We start from the raw sequence: 20,833 nt of genomic DNA, 5'->3' as shown, positions 1-20,833 counted from the left end.
GGCGGCGGGCGCCGCGGCCCTCGGACCGCCTCCGGGTGCCGGGCACCCGGACGGGTGCGCGGGGTCCCCGCGGATCGGTGTGCGCGCGGTTGCCGTACGCCCCGGTCCGCCGCCGCGGGCCGTACGCCGGGACGCGCAGCAGCCCCAGAACGACCGCCAGGCTCGCTCCCGCCACCCACAGCACGTTCCCCGGTGCGGCCCAGCCCGAGTGCACCAGCACCCCGACGAGCACCGCGGCGAAGGTGCCGGCGCCGAGCAGGACGGCCACGCCCGGCGGGGTCGGCCCGAGACGGCGCAGCCGGTGCGCGAGGTGGTCGGGGCCACGGCGCAGCACGGGACGCCCGGCCAGCCTGCGCGAGAGGACGACCAGCACGGCGTCGGCGCTCGCGGTGGCGGTGAGCGCGAACAGCACGGCCAGGCTGGGCAGCGGGTCGTGCCCGGAACGGATGAACACGGCCGAGGAGGCGAGCAGGAAGCCGGTGAACAGCGAACCGCTGGCCCCGAACGCGATCCGCGCGGGGTGCCAGTTGTGCATCAGGAAGCCGGTGAGGGCGGCGGCCAGCACGCTCAGCAGCACCACGAGGTCGTCCATCACCTCGGCCGCCGCGCACGCGCCCGCCCCGAAGGCGGTGAGCACTCCGACCGTGCCCGCGAGGCCGTCCGCGTGGTCGAGCCCCCGGAAGGCGGTGGCCGCACAGGCGATCCAGACCACGGCCGCGATCCCGGCCGGCAGCCCGGTCTCGTCGTACGGCACCACGAAGGCCGCCGCGACGGCCGTGCCGACGACCAGGAACGGCGTCCTCAGCCGCCACAGGTCCGCGGCCAGTCCCAGGGCGGCGACCCCGGCGGACGCGGCGAGCAGCCGGGCCACCCCGTCGCCCAGCGGCGCGGCTCCCGTCCAGCCGCCGACGGCGGCGACCAGACAGGTGCTGAGCACCACGGCCACGCCGCCCAGCAGCGGCACCGGCCGCACCCGCCGCCGGTCGACCAGGCCCAGCCGCAGCGCGGGCCCACGGAGCAGCGCCGAGAGCACGGCGGCGAGAAGAAGGGCGATGACGGCGGTGGCGATCCCATAGAGCACGGTTCTTAAATTAGAGGCATATGGGTCGATTGGGTGCGAATAACACGATCGGAACAGGAGAGGATCCCCATACGACCCCCGGCCGGGCCGTCGTCGGGCCTCGCCGGACCGGCCCCGCCGGACGCTCAGGCAACCCTCAGCGACCCAGATCACCCCGCGATCGGCTGCATTGCGACGGAAGATGGGGGTAGTCTCAGACGAACTGCATAAGTTACCGCTTAGTAATTTCGAGGCCGCCCCAGGAGCCCCCATGCAACTCGTCGCGATCATCGTGTCGCTGGTGCTGACCGTGGTCGGCGTCGCGCTGCTCGCCCGTGCCATCGGCCAGTTCGTCCGGTACTTCCGGCTGGGCCAGCCAGTCCCCGCCGGCTCCCGGACCGACAACCCCTACCAGCGCAGCGTGACCCTGGTGAAGGAGTTCCTCGGTCACACCCGGATGAACCGGTGGGGCATCGTGGGCGTCGCCCACTGGTTCGTGGCGATCGGGTTCCTGACGCTGCCGCCCACCCTGGCGCAGGCCTACGGCCAGCTGTTCCGGGCCGACTGGACCCTGCCGGTGCTCGGCGGCTTCCTGCCGTTCGAGATGTACATCGAGTTCATCGGCGCCATGACGGTGCTCGGCATCGCCGTGCTGATGGTGATCCGCCTGCTGAGCCTGCCCTCGAGGGCCGGCCGCAAGTCCCGCTTCGCGGGCTCCACCGCCTGGCAGGCGTACTTCGTCGAGTACGTCATCCTCACCATCGGCCTGGCGATCTACGTGCTGCGCGGCCTGGAGGGCGCCCTGCACCACGTGGACGGCTACCAGGCCTCGTACTTCGCCTCCTACCCGCTGGTCCTCGCCTTCGACGGTCTGAGCACGGCCACGCTGCAGAACCTGGTCTACCTGGTGGCGATGATCAAGATCGGCACCTCGTTCATCTGGATGATCGTGGTCTCGCTGAACACCCACATGGGCGTGGCCTGGCACCGCTTCCTGGCCTTCCCCAACATCTGGTTCAAGCGCAACGCCACCGGTGAGACCGCCCTGGGCGCCCTGCAGCCGATGACCTCCGGCGGCAAGCCGATCGACTTCAGCGACCCCGGCGAGGACGACATCTTCGGCGTCTCCCAGGTCGAGCACTTCTCCTGGAAGGGCCTGCTGGACTTCTCCACCTGCACCGAGTGCGGCCGCTGCCAGTCGCAGTGCCCCGCCTGGAACACCGGCAAGCCGCTGTCGCCGAAGCTGCTGATCATGTCCCTGCGGGACCACGCCCACGCCAAGGCCCCCTACCTGCTGGCCGGCGGCGGCAAGACCATGGAGGGCGAGGAGAAGGCCTCCCCCGAGCAGCTCAAGGACGTGCCCGCCAGTGCGCTGGCCGAGGCCGAGCGCCCGCTGATCGGCACCGTGGAAGAGGGCGGCGTCATCGACCCGGACGTGCTGTGGTCCTGCACCACCTGCGGTGCCTGCGTCGAGCAGTGCCCGGTCGACATCGAGCACATCGACCACATCGTCGACATGCGCCGCTACCAGGTGATGATCGAGTCCAGCTTCCCCTCCGAGGCGGGCACGATGCTGAAGAACCTGGAGAAGAAGGGCAACCCCTGGGGCCTGGCCAAGAAGCAGCGCCTGCAGTGGACCAAGGAGGTCGACTTCGAGGTCCCGATCGTCGGCAAGGACATCGAGGACCTCTCCGAGGTCGAGTACCTGTACTGGGTCGGCTGCGCGGGCGCCCTGGAGGACCGTGCCAAGAAGACCACCAAGGCCTTCGCCGAGCTGCTGCACATCGCGGGCGTGAAGTTCGCGATCCTGGGCGGCGACGAGAAGTGCACCGGCGACTCCGCCCGCCGGCTGGGCAACGAGCCCCTGTTCCAGGAGCTCGGCATGGAGAACGTCGCGACGCTGAACGCCGCCTTCGGCGAGGAGACGGACGACGAGGGCAACGTCACCGAAGAGTCGCGCAAGCCGAAGTCGGCGAAGAAGATCGTCGCCACCTGCCCGCACTGCCTCAACACCCTCGCCAACGAGTACCCGCAGCTCGGCGGCGACTACGAGGTCATCCACCACACCCAGCTGCTCCAGCACCTCGTCGACGAGGGCAAGCTCGTCCCGGTCACGCCGGTCGAGGGCATCATCACCTACCACGACCCGTGCTACCTGGGCCGCCACAACCGGATCTACACCCCGCCGCGGGAGATCATCGGCAAGGTGCCCGGCCTCAGGAACGAGGAGATGCACCGCCACAAGGAGCGCGGCTTCTGCTGCGGCGCCGGCGGCGCGCGGATGTGGATGGAGGAGCGGATCGGCAAGCGCATCAACGAGGAGCGCGTCGACGAGGCCCTCTCCCTCGACCCCGACATCGTCTCCACCGCCTGCCCGTTCTGCCTCGTCATGCTCACCGACTCCGTCAACGGCAAGAAGAACGACGGCAAGGCCAAGGAGTCCGTCCAGGTCGTGGACGTCGCCCAGCTGCTGCTCGACTCCGTCAAGACCCCGGCCGACCCGGCGGGCGAGGAGAAGAGCGAGAGCGAGCCGGAACCCGAGCCGGTGAAGTAGACGCAGACGACGACCGGGCCGCCCGGCCTCCGAACGCCCGACGCCCCCGGTGTCCGTACCGCACGTACGGACACTGGGGGCGTCCTCGTACAACAAGTCCTCGTACGGTGTCCCCGGACGACGCCCAGGCGCTTCTTGGGCCCGCAGGTGCTCGTGGCCCCGCTCAGGCGCCCTTGGGCCCGGCCTGCTGCACCACCTCGAAGGACCACAGGGTGGCGTCCGTGGCCGCGGGCCGGGGCCGCTCCCCGCCCTCGCCTTCGGCCGTGCCGTGGTGCGCGGCCTTCATCGGCCCCTCCATCCAGGCCCGGAACGACTCCTCGTCACGCCAGCGCGTGTAGACGAGGTAGGTGTCGGTGCCCTCGACGGGGCGCAGCAGTTCGAACCACTCGAACCCGTCGGAACTCTCGACGGCGTGGGCCCGGGAGGCGAACCTCTTCTCCAGCGTCTCGCGCTGCTCCGGGGGCACGGTCAGCACATTGATCTTGACTACGCTCATGGTCCCATCCTGCCCGGTGACGGCCGCCCCGCCACTCGACGCCTCCGCTTCCCCCCTTTCCCCTCTTCTCACTCCTCCCCCTCTTCTCACTCCTCCCCCGCTTCTCACTCCTCCCCGGCACATCCCCCACCCCGCCCCTTAGGGGATGTCACAGCTCGGCCGCAAAGCACCGTCCATCCCCCCAGCCGGACCCGGGACTTGTCAGGACCAGGTACGTTCGATGACGTGGCTGGATTCAGGATCGGGCGCGGCGGCCGCGACGACCGCGCACCGCACGCGCGACCCCAACAAGTTCCGTACGGACAGCAGGCACCCCAGACGCCGCCGTACGGCTCTCCGCCGACGCCGCGGCCGTACCCGCCTCGGCAGCGACCGCCGTACGAGCCCGGCAGGGTCCAGTGGCCGGGCGTCCATGGCGGCCACGGCGGCGGCCGGGAGGGGCCGGAGTACTTCGGCGACGACGGCCACTCGCACGGGGCCCACGACCCGTACACGGCCAACAACCCTGGCCACACCCAGGCGTTCTCCCTGGACGAGGACCCGTACGGCCAGGGCGGGGCCTACCACGCGGACCCGGCCCCGGCCGGTCCGACAGGCCCCCCGCTGACCTGGAAGGAGCTGCTGCGGGGCATCGTCCTCTCGCCCAACCAGACCTTCCTCCGGATGCGTGACTACACGATGTGGGGCCCCGCCCTCATCGTGACGTTCCTCTACGGCCTGCTCGCGGTCTTCGGCTTCGACGAGGCCCGTGAGGACGCCATCAACGCCACGCTGTCCAACGCGATACCGATCGTCCTGGTCAGCGCGGTGGCCATGGTGATCAGCGCCTTCGTCCTGGGCGTGGTCACCCACACCCTGGCCCGTCAGCTCGGCGGCAACGGCGCCTGGCAGCCCACGGTCGGCCTGTCCATGCTGATCATGTCCATCACGGACGCACCGCGTCTGTTCTTCGCCGTGTTCTTCGGCGGCGACGCGGGCTTCGTCCAGGTGCTCGGCTGGGCCACCTGGGTCGCGGCCGGCGCCCTGCTGACCCTCATGGTCAGCCGCTCCCACGACCTGGCCTGGCCCAGGGCCCTGGGCGCCTCGGCGATCCAGCTGATCGCCCTGCTGTCGATCGTGAAACTGGGCACCTTCTGAGGGCCCTTGTCCGCCGGACGGCGACACGGACACGAGAAAGGGGCCCGGCCGGTCGGCCGGGCCCCTTCGGCGTCTCTCTCAGGACAGCTCTCTCACACCCGTGTCCGGTGGAAGTTGATGTAGGACCGGGAGGCGGTGGGCCCGCGCTGTCCCTGGTAACGGGAGCCGTAGCGCTCGCTGCCGTACGGGGCCTCGGCGGGCGAGGAGAGCCGGAACAGACACAGCTGCCCGATCTTCATACCGGGCCACAGCTTGATCGGCAGGGTGGCGAGGTTGGACAGCTCCAGGGTCACGTGCCCGGAGAAGCCGGGGTCGATGAACCCGGCGGTGGAGTGGGTGACAAGCCCCAGCCGTCCCAGCGAGCTCTTGCCCTCGAGCCGGGAGGCGAGGTCGACGGGGAGCGTGATCACCTCGTACGTGGACGCGAGGACGAACTCCCCGGGGTGCAGGATGAAGGGCTCGTCGCCCTCCGGCTCGACGAGCCGGGTGAGGTCCGGCTGCTCGACGGAGGGGTCGATGTGGGGATAGCGGTGGTTCTCGAACACCCGGAAGTAGCGGTCCAGCCGTACGTCGACGCTCGACGGCTGCACCATGGACTCGTCGTAGGGTTCGATCCGTACCCGTCCGGCATCGATCTCGGCCCGGATGTCCTTGTCTGAGAGAAGCACGTCCTGAGGATACGCAAGGCGCGCGGAGCCCCCGCAATCGGGACGACTCCGCGCGCCGACTACCGCGGTGTCCTACCGCTTTCCGCGGTCCTCTACCGCTTTCCCGGGGTCACCAGCACCGCACTGCGGAGCCGGGCACACCGTGGACACCTCACGAGCCTGCAGGGGCCGAGCCGCTCGGCCTGCTGCATCGGAAACGAAGCGGTGCTGAACACGTGCCCTTCGGCACAACGGACGACGGTGCGCTCCATCAAGTCCCTTGAGTCCCTTCACCAGAAGCGCGTCCGGCTTCTTGCCGCCTGACGACAAAAGCCACAATAAGGGATCAAGCAGACGCCCACCACGTGAAGCTCCCGCCCCACGGGCTTCCCCTCCCCCACTACCACCGTACGCCCCAACTCCGGGTCCCCACACCCCAGAAACACAGATCTGGCCCCTGAGCTTGAGCGCCAGGGGCCAGAGATGAGGTAAAGTATGCGAACACCGGACACCGACTCCGGTCGGCGTCTTGTGCGGGTGTAGTTTAATGGTAGAACATCAGCTTCCCAAGCTGAGAGCGCGAGTTCGATTCTCGTCACCCGCTCCAAGCGAAACCCCCAGGTCAGAGACCCGGGGGTTCTTTGTTGTCCAGACCAGTGGGCGGCAGGCGCACCACAACCGCACCACTAGCTCTCGGAAGGCCCCTCCTTGTGGTGCACGCGGTCGCCGGTGTGGTGCTTCGCACGTTCGGCCCGCACGAGGTCGTCCAGCCCGGCGGCGACCTCCCATTGCCGCTCCTCGTCGCTGTGCTGGTAGATCAGCGCGGCCTTCTCGGAGGACTGCCCGGCCCGCACCATGGTGTCCCGGAGCGTGGCACCTGAGCGGGTCAGCAGAGTGTGCCCGGTATGACGAAGATCGTAGAAGCGGAATCCGTCCGGGAGGCCGGCGACCGCGCGAGCTCGTCGCCACTTCCGTCCGAAGGTGGTGCGCCGGAAGGCCGCGCCCTTCTCCCCGACGAAGACCAGGCCGTCGGGTCCCTTCTCCGCGAACCAGTCGAGATGCCGCTGCACCTCCTTGCGCAGGAAGGCCGGAAGGACGACGACACGAGCACTCGCGTCGGACTTGGTCGGCCCGGGGGCCCGTTTGCCGTTGGTGCGCTCGGGCTCGGCGACGCGCACGCGGATCACGAGATTGTCGACATCCACATCCCGGCGGCGCAGGCCCGCCAGCTCCTCAGGCCGCATCGGGCCGTACGCGCCGAGGTAGACCATGAGCCGCCAGCGAATGCCGATCGCGTCGGCGAGCGCGTCGACCTGGGCGACGGTGGCAATGCGCCGCTCGGCCGCGGACTCCTTGCCGGCGCCCTTGATCCGGCACGGGTTGCGCTGGATCAGCTCGTCATCGACGGCCGTCTCAAGGATGGACTTGAGGAGGCGGTACGCCTTGGCAACGGTGGTCTTGGCTCCGGTGGTGCGCAGCCGTTCGGCGCGCCACTCACGGACACGCGGCGAGGTGATCTCGTCAAGGTCGAGCCCGCCGAACGTCGGAAAGATGTGCAGGCGAAGCAGGTGCCGGTACAGGTCCTCGGTCCGCACGGCCAACTCCCGTTCCTCGACCCACTTCTCGGCGTAGACACGGAAGTTGACCGCCCCAGCGTCGGGAGCACGCCAGTCCCCGCGGCTGAGGTCCGCCTCGACCTGGGACAGCCAGATCTCGGCCTCCTTCTTGGTCGCGAAGGTCTCGCCCGAGCGGATGCGTTCACCGCTAGGACCGAGATACGAAGCCGTCCAGCGACCGGACCGGTACTGCCTCACCGCACCGAAGCGCCGACGCCTGCCCCTCTTATTGGCCATCAAGCAACCCTCCGCACTCCGGCACGGTGAAGCCTGATCGGCTCGACAGTGTGCGATTCGATGAACTCCTCGACCGCGCTCTCCGGGATACGGACGTGGCGGCCGACCTTGACGTACCGGATGCGCCGCTCCTCGACCAGGCGACGCGGGAAGCGCTCCGTGGTGCCGAGGAGTTCGGCCACCTGCGCCACGGTCAGGCAGCGGTCAGCCATGGGTGGGCTCTCCTTCCGTTCCGGGAGCGGGTTCGAGAGACGCGGCAAGCCAGGCTTCGGCGTCGGACAGGCCGGTACCGGCGAAGACCCAGTGCGCGAGAACGAGCGTGGTTTCGCCGTCCTGCGGGACAGGCGGGGCCGCCTGGGCCCGGCGCCACTCGGCGCGGGCGTCGCGGAGGGCGCCAAGGGTGGTGGAGTAGCAGCGGGATTTGGTGGAGAAGTGGCCGCGGAAGCCGAGCATGTGGGCCCAGGCCCGCAGGCGGAGGTGTTGGAGGTCCTTGCGGGCGCCGAGGGTCCAGGCGGTGCGGATGAGCCGGCGGGCGTGGTCGCTGATGTCGAACTGGGCCAGTTCGGCGGCGAACTTCAGCGGCCGGTCCAGGGCGCCCGTGGCTGTCTCGGCGCCCTTGGTGGCGTACTTGGCGATGTAGGCGGCGACAGCCCGTTCGGTCAGCTCCTGGCCGCCCGTGAAGTCGGCGGAGCGGATGGTGCGCACGTCGAGCTGTCGGCCGAAGGTGAAGGTGTGGGCGCGGCCGTCGACGACCGGCCCGCTCACCCGGGCCTTGGCCGCAGCGGTGCGGATGGCGTCGGTCAGCAGCTCGGCGGTGGCCCAGGCAGGAGGCGGAGTGTCGCCGCCCTCGGGGCCGTCGAGGCGGATGACGGCGTGGAAGTGGACGGCACCGCGCTTTTGGTACTCGGTCACCTTGGCGAAGGAGATCCGGGCGTGGTGCCGGAACGTCCGCTGCGTCAGCCCCGCCCGCTTGGCGACCTCGCGGCGCAGATAGATCGAGAACCGCCGCCACAGGATCCCGGCGTGCGCGTTCCACAGCACGGCCGCTTCGTAGTCGTAGGACTCCGGGTCGAGGGGCGTTCCCAGGACGGCGTCGCCTTCCTCGTGCCGGACGCCGCAACGGCAGTTACGGCCGTCGGAGGGACGGTTGTGGACCGGGCCGAAGCCGGGGGCGGTGAAGGTGGCGAAGACGCGCGGGTGCGTGGCGACCTGTTCGGGCAGGCCCTTGCCGCCGCGCAGTCCGGCGGTGATCAGGTGGAAGGTGTCGCGGCGGTAGGTCTCGGCGCAGGCCGCGCACCGGGTGGCGCGGCGGTTGTTGCAGCGGACGAGGAGCTGACCGGCGGGCAGGTCGGCCGAGTCGAGGTGGTGCAGGACGCGGCCGATCTCGCCGGTCATGGTGTCGACCGCGTACTCGGTGCGATGGCCGTCGAGGCGGACGGGGCGGGTGCAGCCGCCCAGGGTGGAGAGTTGGCGGGCCAGCTCGGGCAGGGTGCCGAGGGAGGCCAGCATGGAGAGTTCCGCCAGCGGGGGCGGGGTCTGCTGGGTGATGATGGGAGTTCCTTTCAGCTGTTGCGACGGTTGGGAGGCATCGACCCCGGGGCGGCGGGATGCTTGGCGGCGTTTGCCGCCCCGGCGGCCGGTCAGCGCTGGTGCGCGCTGCTGAGGAGGGAGCGCAGGACCACGGCGACGACGGCCACGGACACGGCCGAGACGGCGACGGCCGCCAGGAGCGCGGTGAACACGACTCCGACGACGACCACGGCGGCGACCACGCCGACGCCGACGCCCACGCGCGGGGCGACCGGGCGGCCGGCCGAGGAGGCCGGGGCCTGCGTGTGCTGAGGGGTGACGGTTGTCGTCGGCAGGGTCGGGGTGTCGGGCAGTTTGGGGCGGAGCACGGTGGTCCTCCTTGTCACTCGTGGGTGCCGTTGACGACGTCGATCCCGGAGCGGGTGCCGGACTCGATGGCGGGGGCGAGGAAGGTGTGCGAGAGCCAGAAGCCGAACAGCGCGATGACGACGGCGACCCAGAGGCGGACGCCGAGGAACCTGATCGCGGCCCAGGCGATGACGCCCAGGACGAAGACGAGCGGCAGCGAGACGGTCACGGGGACTCCTTCAGCGGACGGCACAGCGGTGGGTGCGGGCGGCCAGCTCGGCGGCGGCCCGGCTGTCGTAGTCGGCGGAGAAGCCGCAGCGCGGGGCCGTGCAGGCGGCGGTGTGCTTCTCGTGGCCCCGGCCGTCGTAGTAGGTGGCGACCTGAACGGAGCCGATGCGGACGACGCGGCGGAAACGCGGGTTGGCGGGCATCAGGGCAGCTCCTTCGAGTTCTTGTGGTTCTCGCCGGTGAAGTCGGCGACGCGGTCGAGCAGCCACCGCCGGATCTCCGCGCCCTCGTACTTGTCAGCGGTGAGGATCACGGGCTCGGCGATGAGCAGTGCTTCGGCGAAGCGGTTCTGTCGGGTCAGCTTGGCGGCGCGGTTCAGCGCGCGGAGCGTGGACTGGCGCACGGTGGAAAGTCCTCCGGGTCAGGTGAGGTGGGTGGCGATGGCTTCGGCCAGCGGCAGCGGGACGCCGAGCCGGGCGCGAAGGGTCGAGGTGTCGATGGGCGTTCCGGTCCGGGCGCGGTGTTCGTCGGCGACCTTGCGCGCGAGTGTGAGAAGCGCCGGCGGAACCGGGGGCGTGGAGGGCGGAACCGGTTCCGGCTCCGCAGCGGGCAACTCAGGGGCAGAGGCAGGGGCTTGGGGCGCCTCGGGTTCCGGGGCCGACTCGCGCTTTCCCGTCGAGGCATGCGCGGTTGCTCCGTGGGCGAGCAGTGTCCCGCCCAGGAAGGCGACCGCGGGCCATCCGGCGACGAGGATGCGCAGCCAGTTCGGTACGGCGTTCAGGTCGAGCAGCCCGGCCGTGGCGACGTTGGCGCCGAGCGAGGCGGTCAGGGCGACGAGGAACCAGCACCACCCGGCCGCTTTCGCCTCACCGGAGCGCAGCCGACGCCAGGCCGCCACCAGCAGCAGGTCGACGGAGACCGGGTAGGCCCATGCCTTCCAGCCGTCCTGCCCGGCAGCGGCAGCCAGGTCGTGCAGGTGGGCGAAGGACAGCGCGGCGGCGATCAGCGCTTGGACGAGTACGGCGTCGAGGCGGGCGGACAGGACACGCACGGCACGACTCCTTCCGGTTCCAGGCATGGAGGGGGTAGGGACGTGGCACGGAACGGCCGTGCCGGCCGTGGGGAGGGAGTGCGTCTACTCGGTGGCCGGCTGCGTCGTGGCCAGGGGCCCGGACGCTTCCACCGGCATCGGCGGGACGTACGGCCGGAAGGGATCGAGCGCCGGTACGTCGGGGGTGAGATCCGCCGTCGCGCGGCAGGTGGCCGCGGCATCGGCAAGGGAGAGGTAGGGAGTGCGGATGCGGGACCAGCCGCCGGAGGTGTCGCCGACGACGGCCAGACCGGGCAGCTCGGGGGCGATGGCGCAGGCCGCGAGGACGGCCTCAGGGGCGATGTCGCCGAGCGCCATCTTGGCCGAGGCTTCGTCGTTCACACGGTGGCAGACACGGCCGGTGAGCTGAGCGCGGAGCATGGTCGCGCCCTTGCCCAGTTCGGCGCCGAAGCGCTGCCCGCACACTTCGAGATGGATACCGGCGGCCCGGCCGAGTTGGGCGAGCCGGATGAGCTGGGTGACCATCTCGTCCCGCCGCTCTTCCTCCTTCCGTGTGGCGACGAGGAAGAGTTCGGCCACTTCGTCGATGAACAGCACGATCGGGGCCGGGCATTCGTCCTCCGGCAGCCCCCAGATGTCCGAGGTGATCAGCTGTTCCGGGGTGTCGGGCGCGATGCCCTGCCGGGCCTTGATCAGGTCGTATCGGTCCTCCATTTCCTTCACGAGCACGGGAAGCAGCTCGGCCGCCTGGTCCGGTTCGGTCGCCAGGGCGGAGAGCCGAGGGGCGAAGGGCGCCAGCTCGACCCCGCGTTTGCAGTCGATGCCGACCAGGGCCACCGGCTGGGCGGCGAGCCCGGTCAGCAGGTTCCGCAGGTACATGGACTTGCCCGAGAGCGTGGCGCCGAGCACCAGCTCATGCGGTACGGCCCGGTAGTCCCGTACGAACGCGGTCACGTCCTCCCGTAACGCCACCGGGATCCGAAGGGGACCGCCGTCCAGTCGACGGGGCATCCGCACCTTCCGCAGCACGTCGAAGCCGACGAGCCGCAGTTCGACGACGCCCGGCTTGATGTCCCGCACATGGACGGCGTGGACACCCCAGGCGTGCCGGAGGCGTTCGGTGGAGGCCGCCAGATCCGCCGGCTCCTGTCCCGGAGCCAGCCGCAGCCGCATGCGCAGGCCGGTCGTGGTGGGCCGGATGACGCCCCGCCGAGGAGGCACCGGCCGGATCTCACGACGGGTGGTCGCCCGTACGGCCAGCGCCCGCCACCGGGACGGCTCGACGGTCAGACCGCAGGCGTCCATGGTCGAGGAGTACGAGGCCAGCAGCCGGACCACCGTGAGCGGCAGCCCGACCATGGACCAGTACGCCGCCGGGTGGGCGTGTCGGGCGTAGACGGCGCCGCCTGCCGCAGCGAGCAGGCCGCCCAGCTCGGCCCACGTCACCAGGTCCGTCACAGCGATCAGCCCGCTTCGGCCAGCGGGAAGGCACCCGGGGTGACGGCGGTCGCCCGATAGGCGATGCCGTGCCGCTCCCGGCCGTTGAAGACGCTCTGCCACGGCCGTGCCACCAGCCCCGGCAGCGAGACCGGGGCACCGACCGTCAGGCCCTCGGCCACGCCGCTCTCCGGGACGGTGACCTGGATCAGCGACGACTCGCCCTCGTCGATGTAGACGACGCCGACGGTCATCAGTGCCTCACCGGTCACCGCGTCCTTGGCGATCTCACCGGTCTGCCGGTCGCGCACCTTCGGCGCCGGAGCCTCGGTGAGCAGGATCGTGGCGGTCGAGGCATCAACGCGGATCACACGCACAGGGATTGCTCCTTCTGAGAGTCGACCAACTTGCCAACCTGACAAGTTGACTTAGCAAGTTTGACGCTAGGGATGACAGGTTGACTTGTCAAGCCGCTTTCGCCGGAGTCTCGCCCGAAGGGCGGTGTCAGTTCAGACGGTAGGTGTCCTCGAGTTCCTGCCGGTCGGCCGGAAGAAGCACGTCGGAGACCTGCAAGGCGCGACCGGAGGCGTCACGCGCGACGACCAGGACGCTCAGCACGGGAACACCGTCCGGCAGCTCCAGCAGCTCCGCCTCACGTGCTTCGGGCAGCCGAGCCGAAACCCGCTCGGTCACATGGTCGAAGCGGACCTTCTTCCGTGCTTCGAGGTGTTCGCGGGTGCTCCCGCTCAGAGGCGCGTCGGCCTCCAGCTCGGTGCCTTCGACCATGCCGGCGGGGAAGTACGACGAGACCAGCTCGACGGCTTCGCCGTCCTCTTCGACCAGGAAGCGGCGCATGAGGACCTCAGCGCTCTTCGGCAGGCCGAGCGCCGAGGCCACCCGAGCCGGGACGGGCACGCGTCCGACGTCGACCAGACGGCCCGCGCTCCGCGCCTCGTCACGCTCCAGCGCCTCACGCCCCCGCCGGTCCTTCCGCTCGACGACCTCCGGGCGGGCTCGGACGATCGTGCCGTAGCCCTGCCGGGACTCGAGCCAGCCGTCCCGCTTCAGCAGCTCCAGCGCTCGGACGACGGTCGGGCGGGACATCCCGAAGGTCTGCACCAGCTGGTTCTCGCTGGGCACGCGGGTGCCGGGCGCATACGTGCCGTCCTCAATGCGACGCTGAAGCGTCTGCGCAAGGCGCACGTACTTCGGTGGCTCCACTTCATATGCCATGAACGCCGCCCGTCGAGATTGGCCAAGTCAACTGGTCAACCAGACTAGCGACACTTGCACACCGGCAGGAGAAGCAGAGGGCTATCCCATCACGCCGGCCAGGCATCGGCCACCACGAAGGAGACGACCGTCCCGCCGAAGCGGCTGGGCCCGGAGTGCCAGGAGTCGGCGATGGAGTCGACCAGGAGCAGCCCCCGCCCGTGCGCGTCGTCGGCGTCGGGGTGCCGCAGGCGCACGTTCGCCGGGAAACCCGGGTTGTGCACCTCGACACGGAGCGAGGTTCCCTCGCGATACCACTCGACCCGCACCAGCCAGGGCTCGTCCGACCTCCCGTAGCGGATGGCGTTGGTCACCAGCTCCGAGATCATCAGCGTGCAGTCGTCGATCGAGCAGGCCGGGTTGTACGGAGCGATGAACTTCCGGAACCAGCGCCGGGCGCGGGACACGGACTCGGGCTCAGGATGCAAGGTCATCGCTCCGAGCCGCGGTGAGCCCTCGCAGGGATAGCGGTCGATCGTGTAGGCCATGCGTGCTCACTCCTTGCCGCTGCCGTCGCAGTCGAGGCAGCGCCGCTTCGACGTGGCACGGCTGCGGTCATTGGCCGTGGAGAGCGCCAGCTCCGTCCGGGAGCCGACGCGCTTCCACCCACGCCCCCGACACCCCCGGCACGCTAAGCGCGCATCCCGCTCCGGCCGCCGACTCGTCACGTCGTGCCCCCTTCTCCTTCAAGTGGCATTAGCCACTTTCTGGATAGTGGCATTAGCCACTTTGGAGGCGCAAGCGATTCACCGGAACCGGCGAGTCGTCAATCAGGTGAGGGGGTACCCCTGTTCGAACGCCCAGCGGTGAGGCGGGTAGGTGGCTTCGGCGAACTCCAGGGGCCGGTCCTGCAAGTCGAAGACGACGTGATGGACGACGAGGACCGGGGAACCCGGCTCCAACCGCAGGTCGGCCGCCTCCTCGTCCGTGGCGGCCCGAGCGCACATGCGGTCTTCGGCGTAGCTGCCTTGACGCCCCGTCATCTTCTCGACGTACATGAGCGTCCCTTCCGTGATCCGCTCGGGATCCATGAGCCTGGGCGCACGCCGGCCGACGTCCGGAGCGAACCACGAGGTGGACAGCGTGATCGGACCGTCCTGATTGTTGGTCACACGCCGGCGGTGCACGGCTCGACGGTCCTTCACCAGGCCCAGGGCCTCGGCGACGTAGTCCGGGGCCTCCGTCCACCCGGCCGAAGTGATCACCGCGTACTCTCCGGGCGTATAGATCTTCCCGGTCTGCCGGGCACGCCCGTACAACTCCCGTGCGCGCCGGTTCACTTCGAGGCTGCGCACGTAGGTGCCCGACCCTTGGCGCTTCTCGACCAGGCCCTGATGGCTCAGCGCTTGCAGTGCCCGTGCGGCCGTGGGCCGGGACACGTTCCAGTCCGCGGCGAGCTGCCGTTCCGAGGGGACCTCGTCCCCTGGCCGCAGGTCACCCCGAAGGATCTGGTCGCGGATGTAATGGGCGATCTGGAGGTACTTCGGCAGAGCCTCTTCGATCTGAGGCATCCCCCCTCCTTTCTGTCCAAGTGGCTATGGCCTCTAGCCACTATAGGGTGAGTGGCCAACCCCTGAACCCGTAGTCTGACCGCATGACGCGGTTGATCGTCGCAGCAGGAGGAGGGGGCGACGCAGTCGCCGCCGCAATGCTTCACGCCGCCCTCTACGGCGACGAGGACCAGGCGGTGATCTTCACGTACGCCTGGGACCGCCTCCTGATCGACCCGCGCCCGGGGCCACGGGGAGCCGACGGCTTCACGGGACTCGAGCAGCTCACTCGGTCCGTCCGGTCGGTACCGGCCACGGCCCGGCCGATCCCTCCAGGAGGCTCCACCCTCCCCCGTCTCGCAGCAGAGCTGCCCCACACCCTGGCCCTGCTCGACCCCCACCACGGCGCCGAGGGCATCACCCGTCAGCTCGAAGAGCTGGTGACCCACTTGGCCCCGGCATCGATCGACCTGCTCGACGTCGGCGGCGACATCCTCGCCCGGGGCGACGAACCCACCCTCAAAAGCCCACTCGCCGACGCCCTCACCCTCGCCGCCTGCTGCCAGGTCAACGCACCGATCCGCCTCCTGATCGCAGGCCCCGGCCTGGACGGCGAACTCTCCCCCGACGACCTGCGTCCCCTGTTCGGCCCCCTCGTCCACACCTTCACAGCCGAGGATGTGGATGCGATCGGCGGCATCCTGCAATGGCACCCCTCGGAGGCCACAGCCATGCTCGCCGCAACAGCCCGAGGAGCCCGCGGCACCTGCGAGGTACGCGACGCCGGCCTTCCCGTCCCCCTCACCGACGAAGGCCCCACGGTCCACGAAGTCGACCTGGACGACGCGCTCAGCCGCAACAGCCTGGCCCGCGCCGTCATGACCACCGCCACCCTGGACGAGGCCGAGGCACACAGCCGCGAGATCTGCGGCTTCTCGGAAATCGACTACGAACGCAACAAGGCGACCTGGCTCACCGAACAGCCGCCGACGAAGCTGGACCCCAACGACGTACTGTCCCGGCTCGACCAGTTCCACAGCGAAGCCCGAGCCCGCGGCGTCACCCACACCACGTTCCGCCACCTCACCGAGGCCCTGAACCTCAACGGCTCCCACAGAGAAGCCCTGCGCCGACTGCTCATCAGCCATCGCCCAGAGCAGTACGCAGCGCCCTTGTGGCGCATCCCGTCCAACGACTGAGTTACAACCTTCTTTACGGGTTCAAGTGCGGCTCGCTGCCGCTCGCCGCGCGCGGCCCGGCCCCCGGCCGGGCCTGCGCTCCTGTCTCCGCCCCGCTCCAGCCCGGCCGGCGCCCGTGCCGCACGCTGAGGCAAGCCGCCGCTTGCCGCCGGAGAAGAGGGTGCGTCATGGCTGGGGCGGTCGGCTCCGCGATTTTAGGCAGCCACTTTGGCGCGAGCCTCGCAGATCATGGCCCCAACGTCGGGCTTTACCGGGCAGGTCCACCACCTGCCCGACGCGCCAGCAGCTTACGGGGCCATGATCACTCGCGCCAAAGCAGCTCCCGCCCAAAATCGCTCCGCCGACCTGACAATCCTCCACTGGTTCTCTTCGGTTCAGACGCCAAGACGACCCAGGATGTAATTCGTGAACTGTTGACTCTTTGCCGCCTTTTCGAGTGTGGTGTTACCATTCTTCAGATAGGCCGCGGTTAGCTCTTTCAAAACACTAAGGCGCTCCTCAAGAAAATCGGAATCAAGCTGCGCATTGACCTCCACCACACGCTTCAATTGCTGAGGATCATGAATCCGGCCGCCAGCGAGCTTGACCGCCACCAACATCGACAGGTGGAACTTCAGGTTATTTCGCTCACCTTGCGTGGCACTCGCAAGTTCCGAGTGAAGGAAAACATCCACCTTTCGCTGAGTTTGAGCAGCCCAGAGAAAAACGCTGAGATCAACCTTCGGATTGAATACTTGCAAGTAATCGTCATCATTCTTGAGCAGAGACGACGGCTTTCCGCGCGCCTTGTCAGGTCGGCACAACCCCATAGCGGTCAAGGCTTGCCCAAGCAGAGGGATACCGATGATCTTTGCCGGATCCTTACCCTCATTCTTGTAGTAATTCTTACGACGGTCGTAATACCAGCCGTTGACCAGGAAATAGTCTTCGATATTTCGCTGGATTTCATCGGTTGCCCGTAGCGAGGCATCATTGACTGGAGTCTGCCGGTTAGTGGCCCTGATCACCTGATCACGAGTCTTTCGGTCAGTGGTCGAGATAATGCGAACCAAAAGCATACGTTCTCCGACAGGGGCATTCCTATCGGCCCGCAAGACTTCATAGATGGTATGGCTTGTCTGTAGGCCGTTGACGATTTGGATGTCCGTCAGCGTGTACGTCTTACCCCCCGTCGTCGCATCACTGCAGATAATCGTGACCCCGTTGTTCAGCCACCAAAATTCGGGACTTTCTGGGTTCTCAAGAGTTCGTCGAATCTCCTGATTTACTGTGACTGGCCCTTGATAATCCCGCACGTTCCAGTCGAACAGATAGCGACGCAACTTACCGTGCTCATCTGTAATTAGATCGAAGTAGTCGGACAGCCGCACCAGGGCTACGTGAGAGTTTCCACTAGTCGCGTTCTCCTGGAACTTCATCGGCAGGGAATAAGATGGCTTCTCATTGAAGCGCGCGAGAAGTTCACGGTCTCCGAGCAAATCACACGCGACAGCCGCGCCGGGAGGAAACAGATCGAGCAAAGCCTTACGCAACATTCCCTGCTTCACCAGGACCTGCGGAGCTACTCCCTGAACATCCCCCGGCGTAGCATAGACGACATTAACGGAAATTTTAGGCCTGCGCACAAGGAGTTTTTCCCAAGCACGCCGGAATAGATTCACACGGGACAGCAGGCTCTCATTGTAGAGCCCCCGAAGCCCATCGAGATCTTGACTCAGGTCCAGGATACGCCGAAGAGTGTTTTCCAGTTTATCCAGAGCAGCTTCTTCGAACGATGCACTGCGCTTAGCTTGAATCACCCACAGTTCAAGGAGTCGCTCCTGCGAGAAATCACTTGGCTTGCGATGCTCAGAGAATAGGTCGGAGTCTTCATCCAGGAGATTATCGTCCCAGAAGGTGAAGACCGAATCAATTCCGCCGTCCTGCCCGGACCCTACAATTCCATCCTGAATATTCTCCAACCCGAGCCCATACGGGCGCAAGGCAAGTTCAGAGGCGAAAATCTCGAACGCCGTATCCGCTGAGGACTGCGGAACGTTCTCTTGATGCCAGCTGTCAAAGATTCGCATGAGTAGAGTGCGGGCGTTGGTTTGGTGAGCTGGCATGATGCAGTCTCCTCACTAACTGTATGCACTAGGCGACGTAGCGCGACCTCAACGATCAAAGGGTAGATCAGGTCTGCCGGAGCATCCCCGAGTTGCGCTAACTCGTCGACTGACAGAGCCGGAGGTGGTTGGCACAGGCACCCGCCCCTCCACTCAGGGTCCGGGCCGACCACCAGCCGCGTTGGCTTCGTACCCGCGGTCGATGTGTGATGGGCCAACACCGGTCACCGCACCACATGCGCACCAGAACGAGCGGGGGACAGCGGGGAATCAAGGTAACGCGAGCGCTGCCAATGAAGCCGCAGCCCAACCATTTGCCCAGGTCAGCGTCCGCACTGACCGCGAATGATCGCAGCTTCCCAAGCTGAGAGCGCGAGTTCGATTCTCGTCACCCGCTCTTTGAAGAAGGCCCAGGTCAGAGACCTGGGCCTTGTTGTTTGTGCGCGATGATCAGCCACCGCGTGCCAGATCCGTGCCAGAAGCACGCCAGATACGCACCACTTCACTTGGGGGCTTCCCTCGGTGGGCCGTACCTCACGGCCGCCGGCCGAGCCGCGGCTCCAGAAGGTCCAGGGCCTCCTCCCCCCGGAAACGGTCCGCCCCATCACCGGCCTTCGGCCTGTGCGGCACGTAGGTGCCGATCATGACGTTCATCTCACGCAGCCTGTCCAGACTCCGCGCATAGGCCGGGTGGGCCGCCTGGGCGGCGTTCAGGTAGGGCAGAACGGCGATGGGGACGCCCATGCCGTACCCTCGCACAGGATGCCCAGGGCAAGGGTGTCGGAGATCCCGGCGGCCCACTTGTTGATCGTGTTGAAGGTGGCCGGGGCGACCGCGATGGCATCGGCGGGCGGCAGAGGACGTGCCTCACCGAGTGTGCGCCAGGCGGAGCGGACCGGGTGGCCGGTCTGCTTCTGGACGGCCTCGACGTCAAGGAAGGCCGCTCCCTGCGGGGTGGCGACGACACCGACGTCCCAGCCCCGTTGCCGCGCGGCCGTGATCAGCTTGCCGGCATCGGCGGCGATGCCGCACGCGCAGACGACGACGTACAAGAAGGGTCTCTTCCCCACGGCTGTCGGATCGGTCACGCAAACACTCCGAGTCGTCGGCTGAGCTGATGCAGTCCGGGCAGAGTACGGCGGCGGTCGCGAGCCGCCATCTCCGCGACCAGATCGCGGACGGCGGGACGGCGGACATCCTGTGCGGCGCACGTCTCGGCGACACACAGGGCCCGGTAGCCCTCGGCAAGGTGCCCCTGCCGGCTGTAGGCCCGGGCCACCTCCAGCCACAGCGCGGCCCGGCGCTCCGGAACGGGGATGCGGCGGCGCATGAGCGGGTGGGCCGCTCGAAGAGCGAGGCCGACGTCGCCCAGGGCCACCCGTGCGCTGACTTCGTGAAGGGCCACGTTGGTGGGGCCGAAGGTGGCCCAGGCGTCGGGCCGGTCGAGGGAGACGTACCGTGCCACCTCCCTCTCCTTGGAGAGGAATTCCTCCGTGGCGGCGCGGTCACCTCCACCGCCGGCCGCGGTCGCACCGCGCAGGAGCAGCAGTCCGACAGCCGCGAGGTATTCAGGGGAGCGGCGGTCGTAGGAACCGGTGAGCTGGTCGGCGGTGCGGCGCACAAGTGCGACGGCCTGCGCGGTGTGCCTCTCACGGGCGAGGACATGAGCCTGTACGCGGACGCTCGAGGCGAGGATCAGCGGGTCACCGGAGCGTTCGGCCTCGGCCATCGCACGGCCGACGGCGAGCCAGGCAGTCCCCTGGTCGCGCTGCTTGAGCAGCAGACTGGTCGCGGTCTGGTACGCCGTGGCCAGGAGCGGCGAGAACGCGTCCATGGCTCTCGCGTCCTGTGCGGCCTTCCGCAGGTCGGCGATCAGGCCGGGGAGCATGCGCTCCAGTGCCGTGTAGTCACAGGTGTGGAAGAGCCTGCGGGCCTCGCCGACCCTCTTGCGCAGAACGGTCGTGTCAAGCGGAGCGGCGGTGCCTGCCGGGTCCAGCCCGGGCAAGAGGGCCTGCACGAGTTCGTCACGGGCGACGACCGAGTCGGCAGGAGACACGAAAGCCACGACGCCGGCGGCAAGGAACGTACGACGACGCATGTCCTCAGCTCCGAAATCGGCGGCGGAGACGTCAGGCACGGCTGCGAGCCCCAACTGTCCGGGAGGAATGCCGAGTTCCTGCGCAACAGCCCGTAGGACACGGATGTCCTCCGTGCCACGACCACTCTCCAGGCGGCTCACCTTGGACTGGTGACAACCGAGCGCGGCAGCGACCTCCTTCTGCGAGCGCCTCTGCAACACCCTTGCCCGACGCATCACTTCACCGATCCGCCGGGCTTCGCCGCACGCCTCGGTCATCCGCCACGGCCCCTTCCATCGCCGATCCTGCCTGCTCAACAGGGCGTGAATCAGCCGGGTTTCGCTTCGA

General features: G+C 68.4%; 21 protein-coding genes, 1 tRNA gene and 1 pseudogene. 4 read left to right on the top strand and 19 right to left on the bottom strand.

Going from position 1 to position 20,833, the window contains the following annotated elements; genetic code table 11:
• Positions 1 to 1,081 (bottom strand): MraY family glycosyltransferase (locus tag ABD224_RS02735; RefSeq protein WP_344046265.1); only part of this gene is annotated, 1,081 nt, incomplete at its 3' end.
• A 250-nt stretch (positions 1,082 to 1,331) separates the two neighbouring features.
• Here ABD224_RS02735 and ABD224_RS02730 point away from each other — a divergent pair.
• Entirely contained in the window at positions 1,332 to 3,614 is a 2,283-nt protein-coding gene (locus ABD224_RS02730) for a (Fe-S)-binding protein (RefSeq protein WP_344046263.1), read from the top strand.
• A 163-nt stretch (positions 3,615 to 3,777) separates the two neighbouring features.
• Here the strand turns inward: ABD224_RS02730 and ABD224_RS02725 are convergent, their stop codons facing one another.
• Positions 3,778 to 4,110 carry an antibiotic biosynthesis monooxygenase family protein gene (locus tag ABD224_RS02725; protein ID WP_344046261.1) on the bottom strand — a complete coding sequence of 111 codons (333 nt, stop codon included), beginning with the start codon at positions 4,108 to 4,110 and terminating at the stop codon, positions 3,778 to 3,780.
• A gap of 225 nt (positions 4,111 to 4,335) precedes the next feature.
• On the opposite strand from ABD224_RS02725, the gene ABD224_RS02720 reads away from it, so the two are divergent.
• Positions 4,336 to 5,247, top strand: coding sequence for a Yip1 family protein (locus ABD224_RS02720; RefSeq protein WP_344046259.1), 912 nt, complete (start codon positions 4,336 to 4,338; stop codon positions 5,245 to 5,247).
• Between the two features lie 92 nt (positions 5,248 to 5,339).
• Here the strand turns inward: ABD224_RS02720 and dcd are convergent, their stop codons facing one another.
• Entirely contained in the window at positions 5,340 to 5,915 is a 576-nt protein-coding gene (gene dcd / locus ABD224_RS02715; protein ID WP_067398867.1) for a dCTP deaminase, read from the bottom strand.
• Positions 5,916 to 6,427: 512 nt separating this feature from the next.
• On the opposite strand from dcd, the gene ABD224_RS02710 reads away from it, so the two are divergent.
• A tRNA-Gly gene (locus tag ABD224_RS02710) sits at positions 6,428 to 6,501 on the top strand.
• 79 nt (positions 6,502 to 6,580) lie between these two features.
• Here ABD224_RS02710 and ABD224_RS02705 read toward each other — a convergent pair.
• The 13 genes from ABD224_RS02705 to ABD224_RS02645 form a co-directional block, all read right to left on the bottom strand.
• A complete protein-coding gene (locus ABD224_RS02705) occupies positions 6,581 to 7,747 on the bottom strand; it encodes a tyrosine-type recombinase/integrase (protein ID WP_344046255.1) in 1,167 nt (388 codons plus the stop codon).
• Complete coding sequence (locus ABD224_RS02700) at positions 7,747 to 7,959, bottom strand: excisionase family DNA-binding protein (protein ID WP_086793091.1); 213 nt, start codon at positions 7,957 to 7,959, stop codon at positions 7,747 to 7,749. The genes ABD224_RS02705 and ABD224_RS02700 overlap by 1 nt, the downstream gene beginning before the upstream one ends.
• A complete protein-coding gene (locus tag ABD224_RS02695) occupies positions 7,952 to 9,256 on the bottom strand; it encodes a replication initiator (protein ID WP_344046252.1) in 1,305 nt (434 codons plus the stop codon). Before ABD224_RS02695 ends, ABD224_RS02700 begins: the two co-directional genes overlap by 8 nt.
• A gap of 131 nt (positions 9,257 to 9,387) precedes the next feature.
• The gene (locus tag ABD224_RS02690; RefSeq protein WP_344046250.1) at positions 9,388 to 9,645 is read right to left on the bottom strand and encodes a SpdD protein; all 258 of its coding nucleotides are present in this window, start codon (positions 9,643 to 9,645) and stop codon (positions 9,388 to 9,390) included.
• Between the two features lie 14 nt (positions 9,646 to 9,659).
• Complete coding sequence (locus tag ABD224_RS02685) at positions 9,660 to 9,854, bottom strand: hypothetical protein (protein ID WP_086793097.1); 195 nt, start codon at positions 9,852 to 9,854, stop codon at positions 9,660 to 9,662.
• A gap of 10 nt (positions 9,855 to 9,864) precedes the next feature.
• Positions 9,865 to 10,056, bottom strand: coding sequence for a mobile element transfer protein (locus ABD224_RS02680; RefSeq protein WP_344046246.1), 192 nt, complete (start codon positions 10,054 to 10,056; stop codon positions 9,865 to 9,867).
• Positions 10,056 to 10,256: a hypothetical protein gene (locus ABD224_RS02675; RefSeq protein ID WP_344046244.1), complete on the bottom strand. Its 201-nt coding sequence runs from the start codon at positions 10,254 to 10,256 to the stop codon at positions 10,056 to 10,058. The genes ABD224_RS02680 and ABD224_RS02675 overlap by 1 nt, the downstream gene beginning before the upstream one ends.
• An 18-nt stretch (positions 10,257 to 10,274) precedes the next feature.
• Complete coding sequence (locus ABD224_RS02670; RefSeq protein WP_344046242.1) at positions 10,275 to 10,904, bottom strand: DUF2637 domain-containing protein; 630 nt, start codon at positions 10,902 to 10,904, stop codon at positions 10,275 to 10,277.
• Between the two features lie 84 nt (positions 10,905 to 10,988).
• A complete protein-coding gene (locus ABD224_RS02665) occupies positions 10,989 to 12,362 on the bottom strand; it encodes an FtsK/SpoIIIE domain-containing protein (RefSeq protein WP_344046240.1) in 1,374 nt (457 codons plus the stop codon).
• A 5-nt stretch (positions 12,363 to 12,367) separates the two neighbouring features.
• A complete protein-coding gene (locus ABD224_RS02660; protein WP_086793107.1) occupies positions 12,368 to 12,718 on the bottom strand; it encodes an SCO3933 family regulatory protein in 351 nt (116 codons plus the stop codon).
• 127 nt (positions 12,719 to 12,845) lie between these two features.
• Entirely contained in the window at positions 12,846 to 13,574 is a 729-nt protein-coding gene (locus ABD224_RS02655) for a GntR family transcriptional regulator (RefSeq protein WP_344046237.1), read from the bottom strand.
• Positions 13,575 to 13,663: 89 nt separating this feature from the next.
• Positions 13,664 to 14,101 carry an ATP-binding protein gene (locus tag ABD224_RS02650; protein WP_086793111.1) on the bottom strand — a complete coding sequence of 146 codons (438 nt, stop codon included), beginning with the start codon at positions 14,099 to 14,101 and terminating at the stop codon, positions 13,664 to 13,666.
• Between the two features lie 282 nt (positions 14,102 to 14,383).
• Positions 14,384 to 15,124 carry a GntR family transcriptional regulator gene (locus tag ABD224_RS02645; RefSeq protein WP_086793113.1) on the bottom strand — a complete coding sequence of 247 codons (741 nt, stop codon included), beginning with the start codon at positions 15,122 to 15,124 and terminating at the stop codon, positions 14,384 to 14,386.
• Positions 15,125 to 15,207: 83 nt separating this feature from the next.
• Here ABD224_RS02645 and ABD224_RS02640 point away from each other — a divergent pair, with 83 nt between their 5' ends.
• On the top strand, positions 15,208 to 16,302 hold the full coding sequence (locus ABD224_RS02640) for a DUF1152 domain-containing protein (protein WP_344046232.1): 1,095 nt from the start codon (positions 15,208 to 15,210) through the stop codon (positions 16,300 to 16,302).
• Between the two features lie 374 nt (positions 16,303 to 16,676).
• On the opposite strand, the gene ABD224_RS02635 is transcribed toward ABD224_RS02640, so the two are convergent.
• The 3 genes and pseudogenes from ABD224_RS02635 to ABD224_RS02625 form a co-directional block, all read right to left on the bottom strand.
• The gene (locus tag ABD224_RS02635; RefSeq protein WP_344046230.1) at positions 16,677 to 18,407 is read right to left on the bottom strand and encodes an AIPR family protein; all 1,731 of its coding nucleotides are present in this window, start codon (positions 18,405 to 18,407) and stop codon (positions 16,677 to 16,679) included.
• A 534-nt stretch (positions 18,408 to 18,941) separates the two neighbouring features.
• A pseudogene (locus tag ABD224_RS02630) lies at positions 18,942 to 19,495 on the bottom strand (flavoprotein).
• Complete coding sequence (locus tag ABD224_RS02625) at positions 19,492 to 20,763, bottom strand: helix-turn-helix domain-containing protein (RefSeq protein WP_344046228.1); 1,272 nt, start codon at positions 20,761 to 20,763, stop codon at positions 19,492 to 19,494. Before ABD224_RS02625 ends, ABD224_RS02630 begins: the two are co-directional and overlap by 4 nt.
• Positions 20,764 to 20,833: the final 70 nt, after the last annotated feature.

This window comes from Streptomyces thermoalcalitolerans (assembly GCF_039525155.1).
In the GTDB taxonomy this organism is placed as follows: domain Bacteria; phylum Actinomycetota; class Actinomycetes; order Streptomycetales; family Streptomycetaceae; genus Streptomyces; species Streptomyces thermovulgaris.
Note: the sequence above shows the minus strand (reverse complement) of the source record. Positions and strands in the feature narration are given on the sequence as shown.